Source organism: Pseudoclavibacter sp. Marseille-Q434 (assembly GCF_050315415.1).
Lineage (GTDB): Bacteria > Actinomycetota > Actinomycetes > Actinomycetales > Microbacteriaceae > Pseudoclavibacter.
The window spans coordinates 45709-68356 of the sequence record NZ_JBNPQH010000003.1; the positions used below are offsets into that span (position 1 = coordinate 45709).

A 22648-nucleotide genomic window follows, 5' to 3' on the forward strand; every position below is an offset into this window, starting at 1 on the left:
TCACGATGGCGCACTGCCACCGCTACGCTGGCGGGATGCGAGCCATGACCACTGATGACGGCGTCACACCGGCGACTTCTCTTGCTCTCCAGAGGGGGCTGCTGCAGACCGACGCTGGCCGCGTTGAGGCGCGCGGGGACCGTTCGGCTGTCATCTCGGCGCCGAGCGGGGCCCTGTATGTCGGTCCGGCGGGCGGTGAGAACGGAGTCGACGGCCTGGTGCTGAAGGTGGGCGGCGGTCCGCTGCAGGCCGTGACCACGGTGGTCACGGATGAGTTGGGAGCCTCGCGCCTCGAGGCTCTGACGATCTCGATGCATGACGAACCGGAGCGCTGGAGGGACGCCCCTCGCGATGAGGCGTACTGGCATTCCCTGCCGAGTGAGCTCCAGGGCGAGGTCCCGGTTGTCGAGCCGCGGCATGGGCTGCTGATCGTCTGCGACGCGGGGCTGCGCGATCAGTACCGGCAGGGCGAGTTCGCGTGGGATCGGTGGGTGGACGAGGTGGTCGCTCCGGCCGCGGCGTCGGACGGGGGGCCCGTGACGGCCGTGGAGTTCGCTGGGCGGACCGAGATGCTCCTGGCCCTCGGGGCGACGTCGTTCCCGTCGGGTGCTGCTGTGTTCGCTGGTTTCGATGCCAACCTGCAGATCGCGGCCCTGCACCTGGCGCCCGTTGCCGAGCGGGAGCAGGAGGCCGCGATCGTGGCGGTACGCCGTGCTCGCGCGGCGCTTCGGGACGGCGACCCGTCACGTGCGGCGACGCAGGCGATGGCTGCCATCTCGGCCCTGGAAGCGGAACGCGACTTGCGCGCGGCAGGTCGCGTGGGCTTCGTGCTGGCTGAGGCACACGATCGGGCTGGTGCTCCAGCCGCAGCCCGGCGAGCCCTCGAGGAGGCTCTGGTCCGCCTCGAGGTCGCCCGCGACGCTGAGGGGCAGCGCGTTGCGCTGGCGCTACTCGACGGGAGTGACGCCGAAGAACACGCCGGCTGAGCCGCTCGACGGGCGGCGCGTCCTGGGACCTCCCTGGACAGCTTCCCTGGCGGCGGTGAACGCGACGCCTGCAGAGTAGCCGCGCCTGGAGAGGAACCCGGCGATGCGTCGGATTGCCGCGTCGGGCTCGACCCCCGTCACCCGCCTGGCACGCTCAGTGGCGAGTTCGGTGGCACGTTCGAGTTCATCGTCGCGATCGATCTCGGCGAGCGCCTCCTGGATCGCTTCCGTGGAGAGGTGCCGGTCGCGAAGTGTCCGCTCGACGCCCTGGATGCCCGACCGCTTCTTGTCTCTGGCCTTGTGCACGAGCAGCTCGGCGAGCCTGAAGTCGTCGAGGTAGCCGAGCTCAGTGCAGCGTTCGATCACCTGCTCGGTCTCGTCGTCGTCAAGACGAAGCGACGCCTCATAGTCGGCGGCCTCCTCGGAGCCGTCCTCGGGAGCCTGCGCGCCCTGAGGGTCCTCGCCCCGCCAGTCGCGGAGCAGGCGCCGCGCCTCCTCGATGGACCGGTCGCTGCGAGCGAGCGCTCGGACCAGTGTCTCCTGTGCCTCCTCGACCAGCCGTTGCCGGGATTCCGCGTCCATCCCAGCGGGCACGACGGCCGTGAAAGCCTGTGTCTCGCCTTGCCCGCCTGGGATGGAAACGAGTCTCGGGGCTCCGCCGGTCGAGGGGCGGGACTCTGCCGCAGAGCTGGCAGCGTCTCGCCTCCCCGGACTCGACGGAGCTTGCTCTGTGGCCGGGGCCACCATGTCAGCCTCCGACGCTGACTGGTCGCTCGCCGGTGACGACCCGAAGAGCGGTGTCACCGGAGCGAGCTCGTCGGTCATGCGCCGCGCCGCTGAGCGACCTTCGCCTCGGCGGCGACAGGCGCGAGCGGTGCCTCGACGGCCTCGGCAGGCGAGTCGGCTGGCTGGCCGACACCGAGCTTGGCGAGGATCTTGCGCTCGATCTCCTCGGCGATCTCGGGGTGCTGGATGAGGAAGTTGCGGGCGTTCTCCTTGCCCTGCCCGAGCTGGTCGCCCTCGTAGGTGTACCAGGCGCCCGACTTGCGCACGAGGCCGTGCTCGACCCCGAAGTCGATGAGCGAGCCCTCACGGGAGATGCCGACCCCGTAGAGGATGTCGAACTCCGCCTGCTTGAAGGGCGGTGCCATCTTGTTCTTGACGACCTTCACGCGGGTGCGGTTGCCGACGGCGTCCGTGCCATCCTTCAGGGTCTCGATGCGACGGATGTCGAGGCGGACCGAGGCGTAGAACTTCAGCGCCTTTCCACCGGCGGTCGTCTCGGGGCTGCCGAAGAAGACGCCGATCTTCTCGCGGAGCTGGTTGATGAAGATGGCGGTGGTCTTCGTCTGGCTGAGCCCACCCGTGAGCTTGCGGAGGGCCTGCGACATGAGGCGCGCCTGGAGTCCGACGTGGCTGTCGCCCATCTCCCCTTCGATCTCAGCCTTCGGCACGAGGGCCGCCACGGAGTCGATGACAACGAGGTCGACGGAGCCAGAGCGGATCAGCATGTCCGTGATCTCGAGCGCTTGCTCACCGGTGTCTGGCTGGGCCACGAGGAGAGCGTCGATGTCGACGCCGAGCTTCTTCGCGTACTCGGGGTCGAGCGCGTGCTCCGCGTCGATGAAGGCCGCGATGCCACCGGCACGCTGCGCGTTCGCGATGGCGTGGAGCGTCAGCGTGGTCTTCCCCGAGGACTCCGGCCCGTAGATCTCGACGATGCGGCCGCGAGGGAGCCCCCCGATGCCGAGCGCGACGTCGAGTGCGACGGATCCGGTTGGGATGGTCTCGACGGGTGCGCGCTCGTCGCTCCCGAGGCGCATGACCGACCCCTTGCCGAACTGGCGGTCGATCTGGGCGAGTGCGGCGTCAAGAGCCTTTTCGCGGTCTGCTGGGTTTGGCATGGTGGTGGTCCTCTCGGAATGTGGCGGTCGCCTCTCGGCTGTCGCGCGCTGATGGAGAGCGCTGACGACAAGGCGGATCGGGTTCCTTGGCTACTCGACAATCACGCTAGAGGCGACCACCGACATTCCGTGATCGAGGTCCCTCATCTGTGGACAAGTCTCCGAGGAGTCCGACGTGAACACCCTACGCGCTTCGAACACGACTTCGAACATCCGACAGGCGTGTCGGATGGAAGGCAGTGGCTCAGGAGGTCGAGGTCAGTCCCGAGTCCGGGGATCTATCGTGCCGACGCCGTGACGCCTGGACTCTGGCACTCCCGTGTCCGCGCAGAGCGCGAGCCAGATGTCGCGCGGCTCGACTCCGTCGTCAAGCGCCTGCAGCGCCGTGCGGTCCCCGACAGCCCCGAGCACCAGGTCGCGCATCAGGGAGCGCCCGTAGGCGTCACCGAATTCGTCGACCACGGCCCTGTCGAACTCGCTCTTGCGCATCCCCCAAGCGTACGCCGACGGCGCCGCAGCTGATGCTGCGGCGCCGTCGGTCGCTTCCCTCGACCAGGAGAACCCTGCGAGAGCGTCGCGCTAACGCGTGACGAGTGGCTTGCGAACTCCGAGCAGGAGGTCGTCCGGAACGGTGTCCGGGATGCTCGTGTCGAAGCGTTCGTGGACTGCCAGACGGTCGCCCACTTCGCGATAGATGGTTGAGAGGGGGGTCTCGAGGGCTTCCGCCACCGACGCGAGGATCTCGCTCGAGGCTTCCTTCTGCCCGCGCTCGACCTCACTCAGGTAGCCGAGTGCAACCGAGGCGCGACCCGCGACCTGCCGGAGCGTGTGCCCCTTACGCAGGCGCACATCGCGCAGGACTTCACCGATCTCTTGACGCGCTAGGACCATAGCGGGGTCCTCCTTACTGCCGTATGCCAAGAACTGTAACTTACGAGACTTCGTGGAGACTTCGTCACGCTGAGAACAACCAAGCAAACATCGATGGTATTCCTGAAAGAAAGCCGAATGTTGAGGCGATTCGACTCAACCTTCGAGGAAGCTTCGCTCACGATACCGCGTCAGTGTTCCACGAGCATTTCCAGCACGTTGTGAACGGCTGCCTCGACGGTGGCGCCGCGGACCCGCTGCCGGCTGCCGGCGGGGTCGTCGAGACGGACCAGCGAGGAGAAGTCGAGTTCGACGACCTTGTCGCCGAAGAGCGAGGAGATGCCGATGAAGACCACGCCGGGAGCTCGGCCGGCCTGCGCCTGCGGGCCTGCGACCCCCGTGGTCGAGAGTCCGATGTCGAGGCGCTCGCCACGACCAGCGGCGAGAGCGGTCCGCGCGCCGAGTGCCATGGCGGCGGCGACATCAGGGTCGACCGGTCCCCGCTCGGCCAGGAGGTCCTCGTCGACCCCGAGCAGCGAGTGCTTGAGCTCGGTGCGGTAGGCGACGATGCCGCCCGCGAGCGATGCGGAGATGCCAGGGATCTTGACGAGCTCTGCGACGAGTGCGCCTCCGGTGAGGGACTCGGCGACGCCGATGCTGAGGCCGGCCTCGAGCAGCACCCGCCCCAGCTCGATCGTCTGCGGCAGTGCTGGGGTGATTCCGCCGGTCATCGCTGAGTCCCGTCGTCGGCCCGAAGCTCGGGCGTTTTCTTGTTCTGCGGCCGGTAGGCCTGCCAGAGGTAGTCGATCCCGGACCACACGGTGAGGATGAACGCCGCCGACATGAAGACGATGTTGACCCAGTGCACCCAGTCCCCGAAGACGGCCCAGAGCGGGAGCAGCGCGAGCGAGATGGCGAACGCCTGGACAAGCGTCTTGAGCTTGCCGCCCCGCCCGGCCGGCAGGACGCGCTTCTTGGCGACCGCCAGTCGCCAGAAGGTGATACCCAGCTCGCGCACGAGGATGATGATCGTCACCCACCACGGGAGCTCGCCGAGCACGGAGAGCATCACCAGCGCGGTGCCGGTGAGCGCCTTGTCGGCGATGGGGTCGAGGAGCTTGCCGAGGTCCGTGATGAGGTTCCGGCTGCGGGCGATGTGACCGTCAAGGCTGTCGGTCGCGATGGCCACAATGAACAGCACGGCGGCCGCCCAGCGCCAGGCACCATCGGTGTTGCCGTCCAGCAGGAGGAACCACACGAAGACGGGCACCAGCAGGATGCGCGCGATCGTGATGAGGTTCGGCACGCACCAGTTGCTCACCGGCCCGTCGCCTCCACGGAGTATTCGACCGGTCATGGTGCTGCCTCTCGCTAGTCGCGCCCCGTCAGACCCCAGGCGTCTTCGTCGCCGCTCTCGCCTTCGACTTCTTCAAGCCCATCGTATTGGGCGGCGACTGCGTCGAACGACGCTGCCATGCCGTCAGGCTCGGCCAGGGGCGCTGCGGCCGCCGGCGCGGCGGCACTCATGGCCGGGTCCTGTCCACGGATGCGCGCGAGAACACCGGGCAGCTCTTCGGCCGTGACGAGCACGTCGCGGGCCTTCGAGCCCTCCGATGGCCCGACGATCTCGCGGGACTCCAACAGGTCCATGAGGCGTCCGGCCTTGGCGAAGCCGACGCGCAGCTTGCGCTGCAGCATCGAGGTCGAGCCGAACTGCGAGTTCACGACGAGCTCCGCCGCCGCGAGCAGCAGCTCGAGGTCGTCCCCGATGTCGGCGTCGATCTCCTTCTTCTCCACGACCTGCGCCACGTCGGCCCGGTACTCGGGCTGCGCCTGACGCTTGACGTGAGCGACGATCTCCATGATCTCTTTGTCGTTGACCCACGCTCCTTGCACTCGAGCGGCCTTGTTCGCCCCAGACGGCAGGAAGAGCGCGTCACCCTGCCCGATGAGCGACTCGGCACCGACCTGGTCGAGGATGACGCGTGAGTCGGTGGAGCTGGTCACGGCGAACGCGAGGCGGCTCGGCACGTTGGCCTTGATGAGTCCCGTGACGACGTCGACGCTCGGACGCTGCGTGGCGAGCACGAGGTGGATTCCCGCGGCGCGGGCGAGCTGGGTGATACGGACGATGGAGTCCTCGACGTCGCGAGGGGCGACCATCATGAGCTCGGCGAGCTCGTCGACCACGACGAGCAGATACGGGTAGGGCTTGAGCTTTCGCTTCGACCCTTCAGGCAGGATGATGCCGCCGGAGCGGATCGCAGCGTTGAAGTCGTCGACGTGCCGGTAGCCGAAGCTCTCCAGATCGTCGTAGCGCATCTCCATCTCCTTCACGACCCACTGCAGCGCCTCCGCTGCCTTCTTGGGGTTCGTGATGATGGGCGTGATGAGGTGGGGGACGCCACTGTATGGGGTCAGCTCGACCCGCTTCGGGTCGACGAGCACCATGCGCACCTCGGCAGGCGTCGCCCGCATCAGGAGCGACACGATCATCGAGTTGACGAAGCTCGACTTTCCGGCTCCCGTGGCACCGGCCACGAGAAGGTGCGGCATCTTCGCGAGGTTGGCGAGCACGAAGCCGCCCTCGACGTCCTTGCCGACGCCGATCGTCATGGGGTGCCTGGCGGCGATCGACTCGGGCGACTGGAGGACGTCGCCGAGGGACACGACCTCGCGGTCGGAGTTGGGGATCTCGACGCCGATGGCGCTCTTGCCGGGGATCGGAGACAGGATGCGCACCTGATTGCTCTTGACCGCGTACGCGATGTTGTTCGAGAGCTGCGTGACTCGCTCGACCTTGACGCCGGGGGCCACCTCGACCTCGTAGCGCGTCACCGTCGGGCCCCTCGAGAAGCCGGTCACCTTGGCGTCGACCTTGAACTGAGCGAAGGTGGAGTTCAGCGCTTCCACGATGAGGTCGTTCGCCTCGGTGCGGGCCAGCGCGGGCGCACCCCTGGACAGCATTGACTGCACTGGGAGGCTGTACCCCTGGCCGGACGAGTCGGCGTCGCGGGAGTCCCACTGCTCACCGTCATCATCCGCGGCTGCGGGAGCAGCCTCCGGGGACGGGGTCGTCACGACGGCCGCCGCAGAAGCCGCCGGCGCCCCGAAGAGGTCGGCGAACTCGTCCGGGTCGGTCGGCGTCGAGTCGTCCTGGATGCCGGTCGCGGAGAAGAGGGTGGGATCGGCGACGTCGATGACATCGGTCGCGTCGTCCATACGCAGGCCCGGGAGCACCGCGGTGGGCTGCGGTCCGGTGACGGCGTTGTCGGGATCTTCCGAGGTGAGCCCTCGCAGCACGGTCGTCGTCGCCTCTGGATCGATGCGGTGGTGCTCGTGCTTCTTGGTGTCGGCGACCGCCGTCTCGTACGGCTGCTCCTCGTAGTCGACGTCGTCTTCACGGCCGGACTCGTTCCGGCGCCACCAGGGAAGTCGCTCGGCGTCGGCGGAACGCGAGCGGTCGTCGTCACCGAGCAGGCTCTCGTCGTCAGCACCGACTGCCTTGCCAGGCTTCGCGGAGCGTGCGTGCGCCGCGGACTCCTCGTCGATGCCGAACATCCACTCCCAGAGCTCGCGCAGTCGAGAGACGACCTTGTGCGGTGGGGTCTTCGTGATGATGAAGACCGAGAGCAGGACAAGCAGGCCGGCGATGATGGCCGCGCCGATCGGGGTGATGATGACCCCGAGGGTGCCACCGAGGAGCCACCCGAACACCCCGCCGCCAAGCGCAAGCGCGGGCATGCCGTTGGCCGGGTCCGGGTTGTCCGCGATGACGTGGCAGATCGCGGAGCTCGAGACCAGGCCGAGGAACAGGCCGACCCCGATGCGTCCGTTGTCGCTGACCGACGAAGGGTGCCGGAACAGCCACAGCGCGAAGAAGGCCAGCACCACCGGAAGCGCATAGGAGATGCGGCCGAAGAGCCCGCCGAAGGTGAAGTCGTTGAGGGCTGTGGCGACGCCGTTGCCCGGGAAGAACCAGACGACCACGCCGCCGATGACCGCGAGCAGGAAGAGCAGGAACGGGAATCCGTCGCGCCGCTGATCCTTCTCAAGCGTCTCGGGCCCCAACGCACGAGCTGTCTGGCCCGCGACGTTCGCCGCTGCCATCCAGGCGCGGGTGGCGATGCCAGGCTTCTCGGTCTCCACCGGAGCCTTGGCAGCTGCCGCGCTCGCCCGCTTCTTGGGCGCGGGGGTTCGCTTCGTGTTGGACGAGGTTGTGGCCATGGTGCCCAAGGTACCTGCGGCCACCGACAGGATCGAGGATGACGCCCCGAGAGCCGCCGAGATCGGCGGCCCCCGGAGCATGACGTCAGGCTTCGATGACCACCGGGATGATCATCGGGTGACGGCGGTGCTTCGTGTTGACCCAGCGGCCGATCGTGCGACGCACGACCTGCGAGAGCTGGTAGGAGTTCGAGTTGCCTGCCTCGACGGCCTCCTTGAGCGCCTTCTGGATGCCGGGGATGATGTCGTCGAAGACAGCCTCATCCGGAGCGAAGCCTCGCGCGTGGATCTCAGGTCCGACGAGGATGTTGCCTGTCGCCGCCTCGACCACGGTGAAGATGGAGATGAATCCTTCTTCAGCGAGGATGCGGCGGTCCTTGAGGTCCGCGTCGGTGATCGTCCCGACGGTCGAGCCGTCGACGTAGATGAAGCCGATGTCGAGCTGGGCGACCTGACGAGCGACGCCGTCCTTCATGTCGAGGACGGCACCGTTCTCGACGATCAGCACGTTCTCGTCGGCGATGCCGGACTTCTTCGCGATCTCGGCGTTGGCCACGAGGTGACGGATCTCACCATGCACGGGCATGACCTGACGCGGCTGCAGGATGTTGTAGCAGTAGAGCAGCTCGCCCGCCGCGGCGTGGCCCGAGACGTGGACGTTGGCGTTGGCCTTGTGCACGACGTTCGCGCCGAGCTTGATGAGCGCGTTGATGACGCGGAACACCGAGTTCTCGTTGCCCGGGATGAGGCTCGAGGCGAGGATGACGGTGTCGTCCTCCCCCACCTCGATGGCGTGCGTCTTCGACGCGATGCGACTGAGGACAGCCATCGGCTCGCCCTGCGACCCCGTCGACATGAAGACGATCTCGTTGTCGGGGAGCTTCAGCGCCTTCTTGTGGTCGATGAGCACACCCTGCGGCACGTTGAGGTAGCCGAGCTCGGACGCGATGCCCATGTTGCGCACCATGGAACGCCCCATGAGCGCGACGCGGCGACCGTTGGCCGCCGCCGCGTCGATGACCTGCTGCACGCGGTGCACGTGGCTCGAGAAGCTCGCGACGACGACCTTGCCCTTGGTGCGCGAGATCACGTCCTCGATGACCGGGCCGATGTTGCGCTCCGTCGGCGTGAAGCCCGGAACCTCGGCGTTCGTGGAGTCGGCCATGAAGAGGTCGATGCCCTCTTCGCCGAGTCGCGCGAACGCGCGGAGGTCCGTCAGGCGACCGTCGAGCGGCAGCTGGTCCATCTTGAAGTCGCCCGTGTGGAGCACGGTGCCCGCGTCCGTCGTGATGTGCACGGCGAGCGCATCCGGGATCGAGTGGTTGACGGCCACGAACTCGAGCGAGAACGGGCCGAGCTCCTCGACCTGCCCCTCCGCCACCGTGAGCGTGTACGGCTTGATGCGGTGCTCTTTGAGCTTCGCCTCGACGAGCGCGAGCGTCAGCGTCGAGCCGATGAGTGGGATGTCCGGCTTGAGGCGGAGGATGTACGGCACCGCTCCGATGTGGTCCTCGTGGCCGTGGGTCAGCACGATGCCGACGACGTCGTCCAGACGAGCGCGGATCGAGTCGAAGTCCGGGAGGATCAGGTCGACGCCGGGCTGCGTCTCTTCGGGGAAGAGCACGCCGCAGTCGACGATGAGGATCTTCCCGTCGATCTCGAACGTCGCCATGTTGCGGCCGACCTCGCCCAGGCCTCCGAGCGGGATGATCCGCATGGAGCCTGCAGCGAGCTTGGGAAGGTGTTCGGTCTTTGTCATATGAGCCTTAGAGAAGTCAGCGTTGCCGCTGGTGAGATGGTCGAATCAGCGGGTTGTGCCTGGGATGCGCGGGAGCGCACCACCCGCGGCCGCGTTGCGGTCAGGCCGGAAGTTCGTGAAGCTCGCGCCTTCGACGTCGCGAACCAGGTCGAGCTCGTCCTCGATGAGGGCGGCTTCCCACTCCTCCGGACCGACAAGCGGCAACCGGACTCGCGGGGACTGGATACGGCCGAGGCCGTGCAGGATGTACTTGGTCGCCACGGTGCCCGGAACGTGGGTCATGGTGGCCCGGACGAGCGGTTCGAGGCGCTTGTGCGCATCCGTCGCCGTCCGGAGGTCGCCCGCGTTGACGGCGTCGACCATCGTGCGGTACGGCTGCGACGCGATGTTCGCGGTCACGCCGATGAGGCCGGTCGCGCCGATCGAGAGGAGCGGCAGCGTGTTGGCGTCGTCGCCCGAGAAGTAGAGCAGCTCCGTCTGGTTGAGCACACGCGACACCTGGGCGAGGTCGCCCTTGGCGTCCTTCACCGCGATGATGTTCGGGTGCTTCGCGAGGCGCAGGATCGTCTCGTACGTGATCGGGATGCCGGTGCGGCCCGGGATGTCGTAGAGGATGAGCGGCAGGTCGGTCGCGTCCGCGATCATGCGGAAGTGCGTGAGCACACCCGCCTGCGTCGGCTTGTTGTAGTACGGGGTGACGGCCATGACGCCGTCGGCACCCGCATCCGCCGACTGCTTGGCGAGCTGGATGGCGTGCGCGGTCTCGTTCGACGGGCCACCGGTGATGATCTTGGCGCGCCCTGCCGAGACCTCCTTGCCGACGACGACGAGCTTGAGCTTCTCGGCGTCGGTGAGCGTCGACGTCTCGCCGGTCGTCCCGGTGACGACGATGCCGTCAGCGCCAGCCGAGATGACGTCGTCGATGTGCTTCTCGACGCCCGCCCAATCGACTTCTCCGTCGTGCGTCATCGGGGTCACGAGTGCGACGAGCACCTGGCCGAAAGGGTTGTCCTGTTCCATCACGTCTCTCAGGCTACTTCCACTAGGTAAAGACTGCGTCTTCTTGCTACTTCTTCTTCTCGACATCGCCGCTCAGGGCGGCGATGAACGCCTCCTGCGGCACTTCCACGCGGCCGACCATCTTCATGCGCTTCTTGCCGGCCTTCTGCTTCTCGAGCAGCTTGCGCTTTCGCGAGATGTCGCCGCCGTAGCACTTGGCCAGCACGTCCTTGCGGATGGCGCGGATGGTCTCGCGGGCGATGATGCGGGCGCCGATCGCTGCCTGGATCGGCACCTCGAACTGCTGGCGCGGGATGAGCTTGCGCAGGCGCTCGGTCATGAGGAGCCCGTAGGCGTACGCCTTGTCCTTGTGGATGACGGCGCTGAACGCGTCGACGCGCTCACCCTGCAGGAGGATGTCGACCTTCACGAGGTCGGCGACCTGGTCGCCCATGGGCTCGTAGTCGAGGGAGGCGTACCCCTGCGTCCGGCTCTTCAGCTGGTCGAAGAAGTCGAACACGATCTCGCCGAGCGGCATCGAGTAGCGCAACTCGACGCGCTCCTCGCTGAGGTAGTCCATGCTGATGAGCGTTCCGCGCTTGCCCTCGCAGAGCTCCATGATCTTGCCGACGTAGTCCTTCGGCGCGAGGATCGCCGCGCGCATCATCGGCTCCCGCACCTCGAGGATCTTGCCCTCCGGGTACTCGCTCGGGTTCGTGACCGTGTGGAGCTGCTTGTCCTCCGTCTTGACCTCGTAGACGACCGACGGCGCGGTCGTGATGAGATCGAGGTCGAACTCGCGCATGAGGCGCTCGGTGACGATCTCCAGGTGGAGGAGGCCGAGGAAGCCGACGCGGAAGCCGAAGCCGAGCGCGACGGACGTCTCCGGCTCGTAGTTGAGGGCGGCGTCGGAGAGCTTGAGCTTGTCAAGCGCCTCACGCAGCTCCGGGTAGTCGCCGGCGTCGATCGGGTAGAGACCGGAGAAGACCATGGGCTTCGGCTCGGTGTAACCGGGCAGCGGGTCCTCGGACGGCCGCGTGCTCCCCGTGACGGTGTCGCCGACCTTCGAGAGGCGGACGTCCTTGACGCCCGTGATGAGATAGCCGACCTCGCCGACGCCGAGGCCCTTGGCCACGGTGGGCTCTGGCGACGAGACGCCGATCTCGAGCATCTCGTGCGTGGAGCCGGTCGACATCATCTTGATCTTGTCGCGGGCCTTGAGCTCGCCGTCGACGACACGGACGTAGGTGACGACGCCGCGGTAGGCGTCGTAGACCGAGTCGAAGATCATCGCGCGCGCCGGTGCATCCGCCACCCCGACGGGGGCTGGGATGCGCTCGACGACTCGGTCGAGGAGCTCCTCGACGCCCATGCCCGTCTTGCCGCTCACTCGCAGCACGTCGTCGGGGTCGCCGCCGATGAGGTTCGCGATCTCGGCCGCGAAACGGTCGGGGTCGGCGGCAGGCAGGTCGATCTTGTTGAGGACCGGGATGATCTCCAGGTCGTTCTCCATCGCCAGGTACAGGTTCGCGAGCGTCTGCGCCTCGATGCCCTGCGCGGCGTCCACAAGAAGGATGGCGCCCTCGCAGGCGGCGAGCGAGCGGGAGACCTCATACGAGAAGTCGACGTGGCCGGGCGTGTCGATCATGTTCAGCGCGAAGGTGTCGCCCTCGACGGCCCACGGCATGCGCACGGCCTGGCTCTTGATCGTGATGCCGCGCTCGCGCTCGATGTCCATGCGGTCGAGGTACTGTGCACGCATGGCGCGCTCATCGACGGAGCCCGTGAGCTGCAGCATCCGGTCGGCCAAGGTGGACTTGCCATGGTCGATGTGGGCGATGATGCAGAAATTGCGGATCCGGGCGGGGTCGGTCTGAGCCGGCTCGAGCGGAGTGGAGGCGCGTGGTGACATGGTGTCGCCTATCCTCCCATGAGCCGCGAGTCCGCCGCTCATCGCCCGGCGATCGCGCGCGCTGCCAGCGGCACGCACCGCCCGAGAACGCCCAGGAAGGCACCACTGCATGAGTCTCATCCGCCTCAACGACGTCGAGGTCGGCTTCGGCCCCTCCCCCGTACTCAAGGAGGTCTTCCTCACGCTCGACCGGGGCGACCGCATCGGGCTCATCGGCCAGAACGGCTCGGGGAAGTCGACGCTCCTCAAGCTCATCCTCGAGCAGGTCTCGCCCGACAACGGGACCGTGTCGATCGACGACGGCGTGCGCATCGGCTACTTCTCGCAGTTCTCCGAGCTCGACGGCTCCTCGACGATCCTCGAGACGCTCGAGACGCTCTTCGCTCACGTCCACGAGATGGAGGCGGAGCTCGCGCAGATCGACGCCGCCATCGCGGCCGAACCGGACGCCGACTCGCTCGACCGCCTCATCCTGCGTCAGTCCGAGCTCTTCGAGGAGATGGACCGGGCGGACGGCTGGGACTACAAGCGCCACATCGACACCGCCCTCACGAAGCTCGGCTTCAACGACGACCACCGCACGAGCCCCATCGAGAAGCTCTCCGGCGGCTGGCGCAACCGCGCGGCCCTTGCCAAGCTCCTGCTCGAGCAGCCAGACGTGCTGCTGCTCGACGAGCCCACGAACTTCCTCGACGTCGCCGGCGTCGAATGGCTCGAGACGTGGTTCCGCGCGTTCCGCGGCGCCGCGATCATCGTGTCGCACGACCGCACGTTCCTGGATGCAGTGGTCACGCGCATCCTCGAGGTCGAGAACCTGCACCTGCACGAGTACCCGGGTGACTTCGGCGAGTACGTCATCCAGAAGCAGTTCAGACTCAAGACCCTCCAGGCGCAGTTCGTGCACGAGGCGGAGCTGCTCGCCTTCGAGGCCGAGGGCATCTCCGACCGGCGCGAGGCCGCGAAGGCGGGCGGCAAGGGGCTCGGCAAGCGCCTCTCGAGCATCAAGAAGAAGCGCGCGCCGCGGCCGGTCGACGAGATCGTCACCGAGATCTACGGCTCACTGCACGTCAAGGATGTGCTCGCGCGCGTCTCCGGCCTCGGCAAGAGCTACGGCGAGCGCACGCTCTTCGACGACGTCACCTTCGAAGTGCACCGCGGCGACCGCATCGCGGTCATCGGCCCGAACGGCAGCGGCAAGTCGACGCTTCTGCGCGTGCTCACGGGCGAGGAGAAGGCCGATACCGGGCGGGTCGACTGGCCGAACGGCGTCAAGGTCGTCTCCTACAACCAGGTGCTCGCCGAGCTCGACGAGTCGGACACCGTCTCGCACTCGGTCAACGCCATGCCGGACAGCATCGCGCTCCGAGCCACGAAGAAGTCCGTAGCCCGGTTCCTCAGCATGTTCCGCTTCAGCGAGGCGGAGCTGAAGTCCCGGATCGGGACCCTCTCCGGTGGCCAGCGCGCCAGAGTCGCGATGGCCCAGTGCCTGCTCTCCGGCGCCTCCGTGCTCGTGCTCGACGAGCCGACCAACCACCTCGACCTGCCGAGCACGCAGGTCATGGAGCGCGCGCTCGTGCACTTCCCCGGCGCCGTCATCGTCGTCAGCCACGACCGGTTCTTCATCGACAAGGTCGCGACCGGTACGGTCGTGTTCGGCACGAAGACGGATGCGCCGGCCGAGCTCGAGATCACCATCGCGGATCCGGCATAAACCACTGCCGGGTACCGACGTCGCCTGAAGCCTGGTAGAGTTTCTGTTTGGCTTACGCGTCGCCCACTCGGCGCGGATTGGCGGCACGGCCCTCTTCCGTGCGGCACCGTTCCAGTACACCTTCCTGTAAGAAAGAAGCAACGTGGCAAATATCAAGTCGCAGATCAAGCGCATCGGCACCAACCGCAAGGCGACCGAGCGCAACCGCGCCTACAAGAGCGAACTCCGCACGGCTATCCGTCGCGTGCGTTCGGCTGTCTCCGAGGGCAACAAGGAGCAGGCTGAGCTCGCGCTCACCTTCGCTGCCAAGAAGCTCGACAAGGCCGTCTCCAAGGGCGTCATCCACAAGAACCAGGCAGCGAACCGCAAGTCGGCCATCGCCAAGACGGTCGCAGCGCTCTAAGCCTCCCGTCATGCCGACATCGACCCCCGCATCCTCGTCCGAGGTGCGGGGGTCGATTCGTCGTATCGCCCTGCTGCAGAGCATCAACCTCGGTCAGCACCGGAAGCTCCCGATGGCGGACCTCAAGGCCGCGCTCGAGGCCGCCGGGCACACCGGTCTCGCGACGATCCTGCAGACGGGCAACGTGCTGTTCAACGCTCCGCCAGCGGAGTCGAACGCCGAACTCGAGACGAGGCTCCGCGCAGAGATAGCGGCTGCCTTCGACCTCGACGTGCCGGCGCTCGTGCGTGACGCGGACGAGTGGCGAGCGGTGGTCGAGCTGGACCCGTTCAGGCATCTCGACCCGCATCCGAGCCGCTACGTCGTCGTGTTCTGCGCGGAGCCACCGGAGGAGCGCGTCGCGGCCGCGCTCGAGGGCGTTGACCTCGAGGACGACCGCTGGGCCGTGCACGGTCGCGAGATCTACGTCTCCTGCCCCATCGGGCAGATCCAGTCGCCCGTGCTGCAGCGCCTCGGCCGGCCGAAGAGCTCGGACCCGTCGAGCGGACCGGCCACGGTCCGCACCTGGGGCACCGTGCTGCGGATCGCCGCGAAGCTCTAGGGGCCGCCTCTCGGGCCTGCCCTGAGGCGACGGTCCGGCCTCGTGACCAACTCGCGTGCTCAGGGCCACGCCGCAGAGCGCTGTTGGCCCGCGGGCGCGGTTCGATCACGGAAGCTGGTCAGCCGAAGCCGGCCAGGGTACGCGGATGCGGTCAGACGTCGCGAAGTGCGATGCAGCGGAGCATCCGCTCCACGGCGAACTGCGGGTCCTTGCCTCCGCCCTTGACGGCGTGGTCGGTCTCGGCGACGAGCGTGATGGCGCGTCCGAGCGACGAGTCATCCCAGTCGCGCAGCTCACGACGGGCCTGGCCGACTTGCCAGGGGGATGCCCCGGCACGGCTTGCGATCTGCGCGTCCGACCCGCTGAGGCCCTGCACCTTCGCCATGATGCGCAGCTTCGAGGCGACGGCCGAGACGATGGGCACGGGGTGCAGTCCGGTCGAGAACCCGTGCCGGACCAGCGCGAGCGCGTCACGGACTCGCCCCGCGAGCGCCGCATCCGCGATCTTGAAGCCGGTCGTCTCGACGCGGCCTCCGAAGTACTTGTCGACGTGCTCGTCGGTGATGGTGTCGCTGGTGACCGTCAAGAGCTGACGGGCGGCTCCGATGAGCTCGGCGAGGTCGGTGTTGAAGGCGGCGACGAGCAGCGCGGCCGCCTGCGGCTCGATGCGACGGCCGGCGCCGCGGACCTCGGCGACGACGACGTCGACGAGCTCGCTCGGCTTCGGCTTCTGGCAGTCGATCTCAACGGCGACGTCCTTGGCGGCGCGGACCGCGTCGAGAAGCTTCTTGCCGCGGACTCCCCCGCCGTGCCTGAGCACCAGCGTTGCGCCGTCCACGGGGATCTTCGTGTAGTCGACGACGTCTGCGATGAGCGCGTCGGTGCACTGCTGCACACCGCGGATGATGACGAGGCGCGGCTCGAAGAACAGCGACGGGCTCACGAGCGTGGTGAGGTAGCCGCTCGAGTAGCCCGAGGCGTCGATCTCGGTGATCTCGAGATCGGGCGACTCGGCGCGGAGCACGTCACGCAGCCGCGTGATCGCGGTCTCGGCGAAATAGTCTTCCGGGCCGCTGACGAGGACGATGCCAGCGGGCCGCACCTCGCGATGGGTGAGGACGGGGATCGCCCTCTTGGGGGTGCTCGCCCGCTTCGCCTGTGCCATGGGTCAATGGTAGCGACGACCGGTCCGGGCTCGGGACCAAGCGCTCCGGTGCCAGCGCGGTCGAAGCCTCGTGCGTGCGACCGTCTCGATCCCGGCAACCACCGGCTCGTCCAGACCGCCGCCGGCCCCGACCGTGCCCCCGACCACGATGGTGCCGAGCTCGTCGGTGCGCAGCGGCTGCGTGCCAGCTGCGGTGAGCATCGCGAGCGCGGCATCCGTCGGATGTCCGTAGCCGTTGTCGGCCCCGACCGAGACGAGCCCGATCGATGAGCCGAGCTCCTGGTACAGCTTGGCGCTCTGGTCACGCGAACCGTGGTGCGCCATCTTGACGATGTCGGCTCGCGGATGCGGGTGCTCGCGAAGGAGGTCGCGCTGCGCCTCCTCCCCCAGGTCGCCGAGGGCCGCCAGGGACAGGCAGACGGACACGCACGCCGTCGTCGGCTCGAGCACCGTCACGAGGCTGCCATCGTTGCCACCCCCGCGTGACGGCTCTCCACTCCGTCCACGCTTTGGCCAGAGCGCGTTCCAGGTGAGGTCGCCGAGTGCCCACGAGTCTCCGCTCGCCGCGTACGTGACGTGAGCCCCGGATGCGCGGAGGTCCGCGACGAGCGGCTCCTCCCGGGCCTCGCTCGTGTCAGGGACGACCAGCACCGCGACGGTGACTCCAGACTCGACCATCGCCATCGCGGCCCCGGTGTGGTCCAGATCGAAGTGCGACAGCACCAGCATCGACAGGTGGCCGACGCCGAGCGTCTCGAAGCAGGACAGCAGCGCCTCGGGCTCGGCACCGGTGTCGATGAGCGCCGTCCCGGCATCCGTGCGCACGAGCAGCGCATCCCCCTGGCCGATGTCGCACGCCGCATACCGCCAGTTGCTCGGGATGCTCCGCCTCAGGTGGACAGCCTGCCCCACGACTGTGCCGAGGTAGGCGACGAGGGCCACGCAGAGCAGGAGCGCGAGCCACGTTCGCCAGCGTTGGATGAGCAAGACGAGCGCGAGGACCGCGAGGAGGCAGAGGAGCGCGCCGAGAAGACCGCCTGGCCACGGGAGGAGGGCGTCCGGCCAGGAGCTGACCGCGCCGGCCACGAGCCCGATCCACTGGGCCGGGACCCACGCCGCCCAGAGCAGTGCATGACCCAGCCAAGGAGCGAGCCCGAGCAGGAGACAGCCGACGAGACCGATGAGCGTCGCGGCGGGCGCTGCCGGGGCGGCGAGCACGTTCGCGACAACGCCGTAGAGCGGGAGCTGTGGCGCGAGGAGCAGGAGGACGGGCTGACAGGCGAGCTGCGCCGCTGCCGGCACCGCGAGGACCAGGGAAAGAGCTCGGGGCATGAACCTCGCGAGGCGGTCGCTCATCGGACTCGCGAGGGTCAGCAGCCCCAGCGTCGCGAGCGCCGAGAGCGCGAAGCCGTAATCGCGGCTGCGCCACGGATCTGCCACGAGCACGGTGAGGACCGCGAGTGAGAGCAGCGCGAGCCCGCTCGCGCGACGAGATGTGGCCTCGAGCGCCAACACGACGCCCGCCATGACGCTGGCCCTGACGACGCTCCCCTCCGGTGTCACGAGTGCCACGAAGGCAGCGAGGACCACCGAGGCGAGAGCCAGTCTCACCCCGCGCCTGGCTCCGAGCAGGCGCCCGACCACCAGCACGGCCGCGACGACGATGGCGCAGTTCGCGCCGGAGACGGCGGTGAGGTGCGTGAGGGCGGCGGCCTTCATCTGGGCATCGAGCTCGTGCGTCACGAGGCGGGTGTCTCCGACGGAGAGACCGGGCAGCAGCTGCGCACCGGGCCCCGGCAGCCCTCGCGCAGCACCCACGAACGCATCCCGAGCGCCCGCGGTGACCTCGAGGAGCCCGCCGGGGCTCTGCACGACCTCGGCGGGACCGTCGAGGAAGACCATGGCTGCCACGCTGTCACCTGCCTCCGCCGGACCCAGTTCGCCGTGCAGTGCGACCCGCGAGCCGATTCCGGGGATGCGCGCGTCCGCGCCCTCCGGCATGCTCAGCTGACCGAAGACGAGCAGCGAGGCCCCACCCCCTCCGGAGCTGCCCGCAGCCGTGAACGAGTCGAGGAGCACCTCGAAGTGCGGTGCTTCCTCGAGCTGCACCCCGGCCCAGTCGCCGCTCTGCTCACGGTCGTCGACCCCGCTCTCACCCACGAGGGTTGTGAGCGTCCCAGTCGCGCGGAGCGTCGCCCCCTCGACCGCTGCGGCCCGCAGCGTCTCAGGCGCTCGGATGGGGAGCTGGGCAGCAGCGCTCACCGCCACGAGCGTCATCGCCGCGGCCAGGACAGCCAGGGTCGCCAGCGCCCCGCTCGAGGAGGTCGATCTGGGCTGACAGACGAGCGCCGCCGCCAGGCAGCAGAGGGCCAGGAGCGCCGCGCCGACCGTGATCGGCCAGGCGGCCCCTGGGAACGTCACGCACAGCCAGGCCACACCCCAGACAGCGCTCGCCGCAGGGACGAGTCGAGCATCCCTGATGCCGAGGCGCTCGGCCTGCAAAGGAGGCAGAAGCGCACCGCTCTGCGCCGGGTCTCGCTCGACGCCGCGGCTCTTCACACCGTGACCAGGTCGACGAGACCCTCATAGGTCGCGTCGCCGACGCCCGCTACCTCCTTCAGCTCTTCGACGGCCGTGAACCCGCCGTTCTGCTCGCGGAAGTCGATGATGCGGGCCGCCATCGCCGGCCCGATCCGAGGCAGTTCCTCGAGCTCTGCCGCCGTCGCCGTGTTCAGATTCACGACCCCGCCCGCGGCGGGGCCTCCCCCTGCGCCCGGCGGTTCGGCGCCCGCCCCGACCGGCGCCACCGGAGCCTCGCCGACGCGAGGGATGTGCAGCTGCTCGCCGTCGACCAGCAGGCGAGCCATGTTGAGGAGCGAGGGGTCGGCGTCGGCCGCCAGACCTCCGGCGGCGGCGATGCCGTCGACCACGCGTGCGCCTGGCGGAACCTCATAGACGCCAGGGGCCCCGACCGCCCCGACGACGTGCACCAGCAGCGTCTCGGTGGTCGCCCCCTCGCTGCCAGCGGGCGCCTCCGTCGAGTCGAGCTCGAAGCTGGCCGACGGAGATGGCACTCCGACAGCTCCCAGGCTCGGTGTCGGCCGGAACGCGGCGATCGCGATCGCCCCCGCGAGCACGACGAGCACGAGCACGACCGCGGCGCCCACCCCGATCCGCAGGCGCGGTCGGGGCGGACGCTCGAAGAGGTCGGCCAGCTCGGATTCGGACACGCTCGCACGCTACGACCGCTCGGGCATCCTGGTGCCTTCGAAGTCGCATCCTGTGGAGAGCTGACTCCCCTCAGCGGACATGTCTGCAGAGTCGCCGAGCGACTCGTGACCGACTCTCGGGATGGCTTTCTCGCTTCGGGATGGGAAACAAACCATCCCGAAGCGAGAAAGCCATCCCGAAATGGAAGAAGGGGTCGGAGTGAGGAAGGCGGTCAGACGCGCAGACGCGCCCCCGCTCGGGTGAGCGGGGGCGCGTCGGGCGTCTCTCAGCAGGGGGCCTGCTACCCCTTGACGGCGATGTTGACGAGCTTCGGGGCCCGAACGATGATCTTGACGATCTCGCGCCCGTCGATGGCGGCCTGCACCTTCGGCGACGAGATCGCGAGCTGCTCGAGCGACGCCTCGTCGATGGTCGGGGGCACGTCAAGGCGGTGCTTCACCTTGCCGTTGACCTGGACAACTGCCGTCACCTGGTCCTGCGTGAGCAGCGAGCGGGCGGCCGTCGGCCACTTGACGTGCGAGATGCTGCCCTCGTGGCCGAGGCGCTCCCACATGTCTTCCGCCGTGTGCGGTGCGTACATGTCGAGCACGACCGCAATGGCTTCCGCGGCCTCGCGCACGGCGGGGTCGGCCGGGCCTGCGCCCGAGTCGATGGCCTTGCGGGTGGCGTTGGTGAGCTCCATGAGCCGCGCGATGACGACGTTGAACTTGAACCCGCTCGCGAGCTGCGGGACGTCGGCGAGGAACCGGTGCGTCTCGCGACGCAGGCCCCGGTCGCCCTCACCGAAGTCGACGCCGAGGGGGCTCGTGACCTCGCCGGAGATGCGCCAGGCGCGCGCGAGGAACTTGCCGGAGCCCGCGACCGACACATCGGCCCAGTCGACGTCGTCCTCCGGCGGGCTCGCGAAGAGCATCGTCAGGCGGACGGCGTCGACGCCGTACTGGTCGAGCTCCGCCGAGAGGCTCACGACGTTGCCCTTCGACTTCGACATCTTCTTGCCGTCCATGACGACCATGCCCTGGTTGAGCAGCGCGGAGAACGGCTCCGTGAAGTCGACGTGCCCGAGGTCGTAGAGCACCTTCGTGATGAAGCGCGCGTAGAGCAGGTGCAGGATGGCGTGCTCGACGCCGCCCACGTACTGGTCGACGGGCGCCCAGCTCGAGGCGGTCTTCTCATCGAAGGCCGCGAGCTCGTTGTTCGGCGACAGGAAGCGCAGGAAGTACCAGGAGCTGTCGACGAACGTGTCCATGGTGTCCGTGTCGCGCAGCATGGGCTCGCCCGTCTCGGGGTCGACCGTGTTCACCCAGTCGGTGGCGCCGCCCAGCGGCGAGGCGCCCTTGGGTCGCAGGTCGAGGCCCTCGGCCTCGGGCAGGCGCACGGGCAGCTGGTCGAGCGGCACGGGCACCTCCTTGCCGTTCTCGCCGTGCAGGATCGGGATGGGCGTGCCCCAGTAGCGCTGGCGGGAGATCAGCCAGTCGCGCAGCCGGTAGTTCTTGGCGGCGCGCCCCGTGCCGCGCTCGTCGAGGAGCTCGATGGCGGCCTGGATGCCCGAGCGCTTCGAGAGCCCGTCGAGCGGCCCCGAGTTGGTGAGTCGGCCGTCGCCGGACAGCGCCTCGCCCGTCTTTGCGGGGTGCAGGTCCTCGAACTCTGGCATCGAGCCGTCTTCGGGGATGATCGGGATGACGCCCGTGACGGCCTGCGTGACGTCGACGACGACCTTGACCGGCAGGTCGAAGGCGCGCGCGAAGTCGAGGTCGCGCTGGTCGTGCGCGGGCACGGCCATGATCGCGCCGGTTCCGTAGTCGGCGAGCACGTAGTCGGCCGCCCAGATCGGCAGGCGCTCGCCGCTCAGCGGGTTGATGGCGAAGCGCCCGAGGTCGACGCCCGTCTTCGGGCGGTCGCTCGACTGGCGGTCGATGGAGTCGAGCGCGCGCGTGTCGGCAAGGTACTTCGCGAAGCGCTCGCGCACCTCGTCGCTCGCGCCTTCGGCCAGCTCTGCGGCGAGGTCGGAGTCTGGGGCGACGACCATGAAAGTCGCGCCGTAGAGCGTGTCTGGTCGCGTGGTGAAGACCGTGACGGGCTCATCCCGGCCCTCGACGACGAAGTCGACGTCCGCACCGAGCGAGCGCCCGATCCAGTTGCGCTGCATCGTGATGACCTTCTGCGGCCAGTGACCCTCGAGCTGGTTGAGGTCGTCGATGAGCCGGTCTGCGTAGTCGGTGATCTTGAAGTACCACTGGTTGAGCTTCTTCTTCACGACGATCGCGTCGCAGCGCTCGCAGTGCCCGTCGATGACCTGCTCGTTGGCCAGCACGGTCTGGTCGTTCGGGCACCAGTTCACGTCGGAGTACTTGCGGTAGGCGAGGCCCCGCTCGTACATCTGCAGGAACAGCCACTGGTTCCAGCGGTAGTACTCGGGGTCGGAGGTGTGGATGACGCGGTTCCAGTCGAAGGACGCCGCGTAGCGCTTCATGGAGGCGCGCTGCTGCCCGATGTTCTCGTAGGTCCAGTCCTTTGGGTCGCCGCCGTTCTTGATGGCGGCGTTCTCGGCGGGCAGGCCGAAGGAGTCCCAGCCGATGGGGTGCAGGACATTGAAGCCCTGGTGTCGCCAGTAGCGCGCGACGGCGTCGCCGAGCGCGTACTGCTCAGCGTGGCCCATGTGCAGGTCACCGGAGGGGTACGGGAACATGTCGAGGACGTACTTGCGCGGGCGGTCGTCGCCCGCGAGGTTCGTCGCGAAAGGCTGAAGCTGATCCCATTCAGCCGACCACTTCGCCTCGAGAGCCTTGAAGTCGTAGTCCTGGGGCTCAGCGCCTGTCGCTTCGGTCACAGATTTCCTCTTCCATTTTCTTGCAGGTCGCTCGGCGGTGAGGAGATCTC

18 protein-coding genes are annotated in these 22648 nt (G+C 68.3%); 4 read left to right on the forward strand and 14 right to left on the reverse strand.

The window, feature by feature from the left end; translation table 11 throughout:
• The first annotated feature begins 44 nt into the window (after positions 1 to 44).
• On the forward strand, positions 45 to 986 hold the full coding sequence (locus tag ACQFZP_RS12520) for a hypothetical protein (protein WP_211891567.1): 942 nt from the start codon (positions 45 to 47) through the stop codon (positions 984 to 986).
• Here ACQFZP_RS12520 and ACQFZP_RS12525 read toward each other — a convergent pair.
• The 10 genes from ACQFZP_RS12525 to lepA all read right to left on the reverse strand — a co-directional run bounded on the left by ACQFZP_RS12525 (position 948) and on the right by lepA (position 12657).
• Positions 948 to 1811, reverse strand: coding sequence for a regulatory protein RecX (locus ACQFZP_RS12525; protein WP_211891568.1), 864 nt, complete (start codon positions 1809 to 1811; stop codon positions 948 to 950). The genes ACQFZP_RS12520 and ACQFZP_RS12525 overlap by 39 nt on opposite strands.
• Positions 1808 to 2890: a recombinase RecA gene (recA, locus tag ACQFZP_RS12530; RefSeq protein ID WP_104311510.1), complete on the reverse strand. Its 1083-nt coding sequence runs from the start codon at positions 2888 to 2890 to the stop codon at positions 1808 to 1810. Before recA ends, ACQFZP_RS12525 begins: the two co-directional genes overlap by 4 nt.
• A gap of 258 nt (positions 2891 to 3148) precedes the next feature.
• A complete protein-coding gene (locus tag ACQFZP_RS12535) occupies positions 3149 to 3379 on the reverse strand; it encodes a DUF3046 domain-containing protein (RefSeq protein WP_104311509.1) in 231 nt (76 codons plus the stop codon).
• 90 nt (positions 3380 to 3469) lie between these two features.
• Entirely contained in the window at positions 3470 to 3781 is a 312-nt protein-coding gene (locus ACQFZP_RS12540) for a helix-turn-helix domain-containing protein (RefSeq protein WP_104253024.1), read from the reverse strand.
• Positions 3782 to 3951: 170 nt separating this feature from the next.
• Positions 3952 to 4491 carry a CinA family protein gene (locus ACQFZP_RS12545; RefSeq protein ID WP_211891569.1) on the reverse strand — a complete coding sequence of 180 codons (540 nt, stop codon included), beginning with the start codon at positions 4489 to 4491 and terminating at the stop codon, positions 3952 to 3954.
• Positions 4488 to 5117: a CDP-diacylglycerol--glycerol-3-phosphate 3-phosphatidyltransferase gene (gene pgsA, locus ACQFZP_RS12550; protein ID WP_104311507.1), complete on the reverse strand. Its 630-nt coding sequence runs from the start codon at positions 5115 to 5117 to the stop codon at positions 4488 to 4490. Before pgsA ends, ACQFZP_RS12545 begins: the two co-directional genes overlap by 4 nt.
• 14 nt (positions 5118 to 5131) lie before the next feature.
• Positions 5132 to 7987 carry an FtsK/SpoIIIE family DNA translocase gene (locus ACQFZP_RS12555; RefSeq protein ID WP_249312484.1) on the reverse strand — a complete coding sequence of 952 codons (2856 nt, stop codon included), beginning with the start codon at positions 7985 to 7987 and terminating at the stop codon, positions 5132 to 5134.
• A gap of 85 nt (positions 7988 to 8072) precedes the next feature.
• The gene (locus ACQFZP_RS12560) at positions 8073 to 9746 is read right to left on the reverse strand and encodes a ribonuclease J (protein ID WP_211891570.1); all 1674 of its coding nucleotides are present in this window, start codon (positions 9744 to 9746) and stop codon (positions 8073 to 8075) included.
• 45 nt (positions 9747 to 9791) lie between these two features.
• On the reverse strand, positions 9792 to 10766 hold the full coding sequence (dapA, locus tag ACQFZP_RS12565; RefSeq protein WP_104311505.1) for a 4-hydroxy-tetrahydrodipicolinate synthase: 975 nt from the start codon (positions 10764 to 10766) through the stop codon (positions 9792 to 9794).
• Positions 10767 to 10812: 46 nt separating this feature from the next.
• Complete coding sequence (gene lepA, locus ACQFZP_RS12570; RefSeq protein WP_104253030.1) at positions 10813 to 12657, reverse strand: translation elongation factor 4; 1845 nt, start codon at positions 12655 to 12657, stop codon at positions 10813 to 10815.
• 109 nt (positions 12658 to 12766) lie between these two features.
• Between lepA and ACQFZP_RS12575 the strand changes: the two genes are divergently transcribed.
• The 3 genes from ACQFZP_RS12575 to ACQFZP_RS12585 all read left to right on the forward strand — a co-directional run bounded on the left by ACQFZP_RS12575 (position 12767) and on the right by ACQFZP_RS12585 (position 15372).
• The gene (locus ACQFZP_RS12575) at positions 12767 to 14368 is read left to right on the forward strand and encodes an ABC-F family ATP-binding cassette domain-containing protein (protein WP_211891571.1); all 1602 of its coding nucleotides are present in this window, start codon (positions 12767 to 12769) and stop codon (positions 14366 to 14368) included.
• 142 nt (positions 14369 to 14510) lie between these two features.
• Entirely contained in the window at positions 14511 to 14771 is a 261-nt protein-coding gene (rpsT, locus tag ACQFZP_RS12580; RefSeq protein WP_068493103.1) for a 30S ribosomal protein S20, read from the forward strand.
• 10 nt (positions 14772 to 14781) lie between these two features.
• Positions 14782 to 15372 carry a DUF1697 domain-containing protein gene (locus tag ACQFZP_RS12585; RefSeq protein WP_211891572.1) on the forward strand — a complete coding sequence of 197 codons (591 nt, stop codon included), beginning with the start codon at positions 14782 to 14784 and terminating at the stop codon, positions 15370 to 15372.
• Between the two features lie 151 nt (positions 15373 to 15523).
• On the opposite strand, the gene holA is transcribed toward ACQFZP_RS12585, so the two are convergent.
• From holA to leuS, 4 genes are all read right to left on the reverse strand, one after another.
• Positions 15524 to 16537, reverse strand: coding sequence for a DNA polymerase III subunit delta (gene holA, locus ACQFZP_RS12590; RefSeq protein ID WP_104311502.1), 1014 nt, complete (start codon positions 16535 to 16537; stop codon positions 15524 to 15526).
• Positions 16538 to 16540: 3 nt separating this feature from the next.
• On the reverse strand, positions 16541 to 18958 hold the full coding sequence (locus ACQFZP_RS12595) for a ComEC/Rec2 family competence protein (protein ID WP_211891573.1): 2418 nt from the start codon (positions 18956 to 18958) through the stop codon (positions 16541 to 16543).
• 134 nt (positions 18959 to 19092) lie between these two features.
• A complete protein-coding gene (locus tag ACQFZP_RS12600; RefSeq protein WP_307852834.1) occupies positions 19093 to 19767 on the reverse strand; it encodes a ComEA family DNA-binding protein in 675 nt (224 codons plus the stop codon).
• A gap of 281 nt (positions 19768 to 20048) precedes the next feature.
• Positions 20049 to 22598 (reverse strand): leucine--tRNA ligase, encoded by a 2550-nt coding sequence (gene leuS, locus ACQFZP_RS12605; protein ID WP_211891574.1) that lies wholly within the window; start codon positions 22596 to 22598, stop codon positions 20049 to 20051.
• Between the last annotated feature and the right edge of the window lie 50 nt (positions 22599 to 22648).

Excerpts from the sequence above, each read along its gene's own strand:
- ACQFZP_RS12520 (WP_211891567.1), top strand. The coding sequence starts at position 45 with ATGACCACTGATGACGGCGTCACACCGGCGACTTCTCTTGCTCTCCAG.
- ACQFZP_RS12525 (WP_211891568.1), bottom strand. The coding sequence starts at position 1,811 with ATGACCGACGAGCTCGCTCCGGTGACACCGCTCTTCGGGTCGTCACCG.
- recA (WP_104311510.1), bottom strand. The coding sequence starts at position 2,890 with ATGCCAAACCCAGCAGACCGCGAAAAGGCTCTTGACGCCGCACTCGCC.
- ACQFZP_RS12535 (WP_104311509.1), bottom strand. The coding sequence starts at position 3,379 with ATGCGCAAGAGCGAGTTCGACAGGGCCGTGGTCGACGAATTCGGTGAC.
- ACQFZP_RS12540 (WP_104253024.1), bottom strand. The coding sequence starts at position 3,781 with ATGGTCCTAGCGCGTCAAGAGATCGGTGAAGTCCTGCGCGATGTGCGC.
- ACQFZP_RS12545 (WP_211891569.1), bottom strand. The coding sequence starts at position 4,491 with ATGACCGGCGGAATCACCCCAGCACTGCCGCAGACGATCGAGCTGGGG.
- pgsA (WP_104311507.1), bottom strand. The coding sequence starts at position 5,117 with ATGACCGGTCGAATACTCCGTGGAGGCGACGGGCCGGTGAGCAACTGG.
- ACQFZP_RS12555 (WP_249312484.1), bottom strand. The coding sequence starts at position 7,987 with ATGGCCACAACCTCGTCCAACACGAAGCGAACCCCCGCGCCCAAGAAG.
- ACQFZP_RS12560 (WP_211891570.1), bottom strand. The coding sequence starts at position 9,746 with ATGACAAAGACCGAACACCTTCCCAAGCTCGCTGCAGGCTCCATGCGG.
- dapA (WP_104311505.1), bottom strand. The coding sequence starts at position 10,766 with ATGGAACAGGACAACCCTTTCGGCCAGGTGCTCGTCGCACTCGTGACC.
- lepA (WP_104253030.1), bottom strand. The coding sequence starts at position 12,657 with ATGTCACCACGCGCCTCCACTCCGCTCGAGCCGGCTCAGACCGACCCC.
- ACQFZP_RS12575 (WP_211891571.1), top strand. The coding sequence starts at position 12,767 with ATGAGTCTCATCCGCCTCAACGACGTCGAGGTCGGCTTCGGCCCCTCC.
- ACQFZP_RS12585 (WP_211891572.1), top strand. The coding sequence starts at position 14,782 with ATGCCGACATCGACCCCCGCATCCTCGTCCGAGGTGCGGGGGTCGATT.
- holA (WP_104311502.1), bottom strand. The coding sequence starts at position 16,537 with ATGGCACAGGCGAAGCGGGCGAGCACCCCCAAGAGGGCGATCCCCGTC.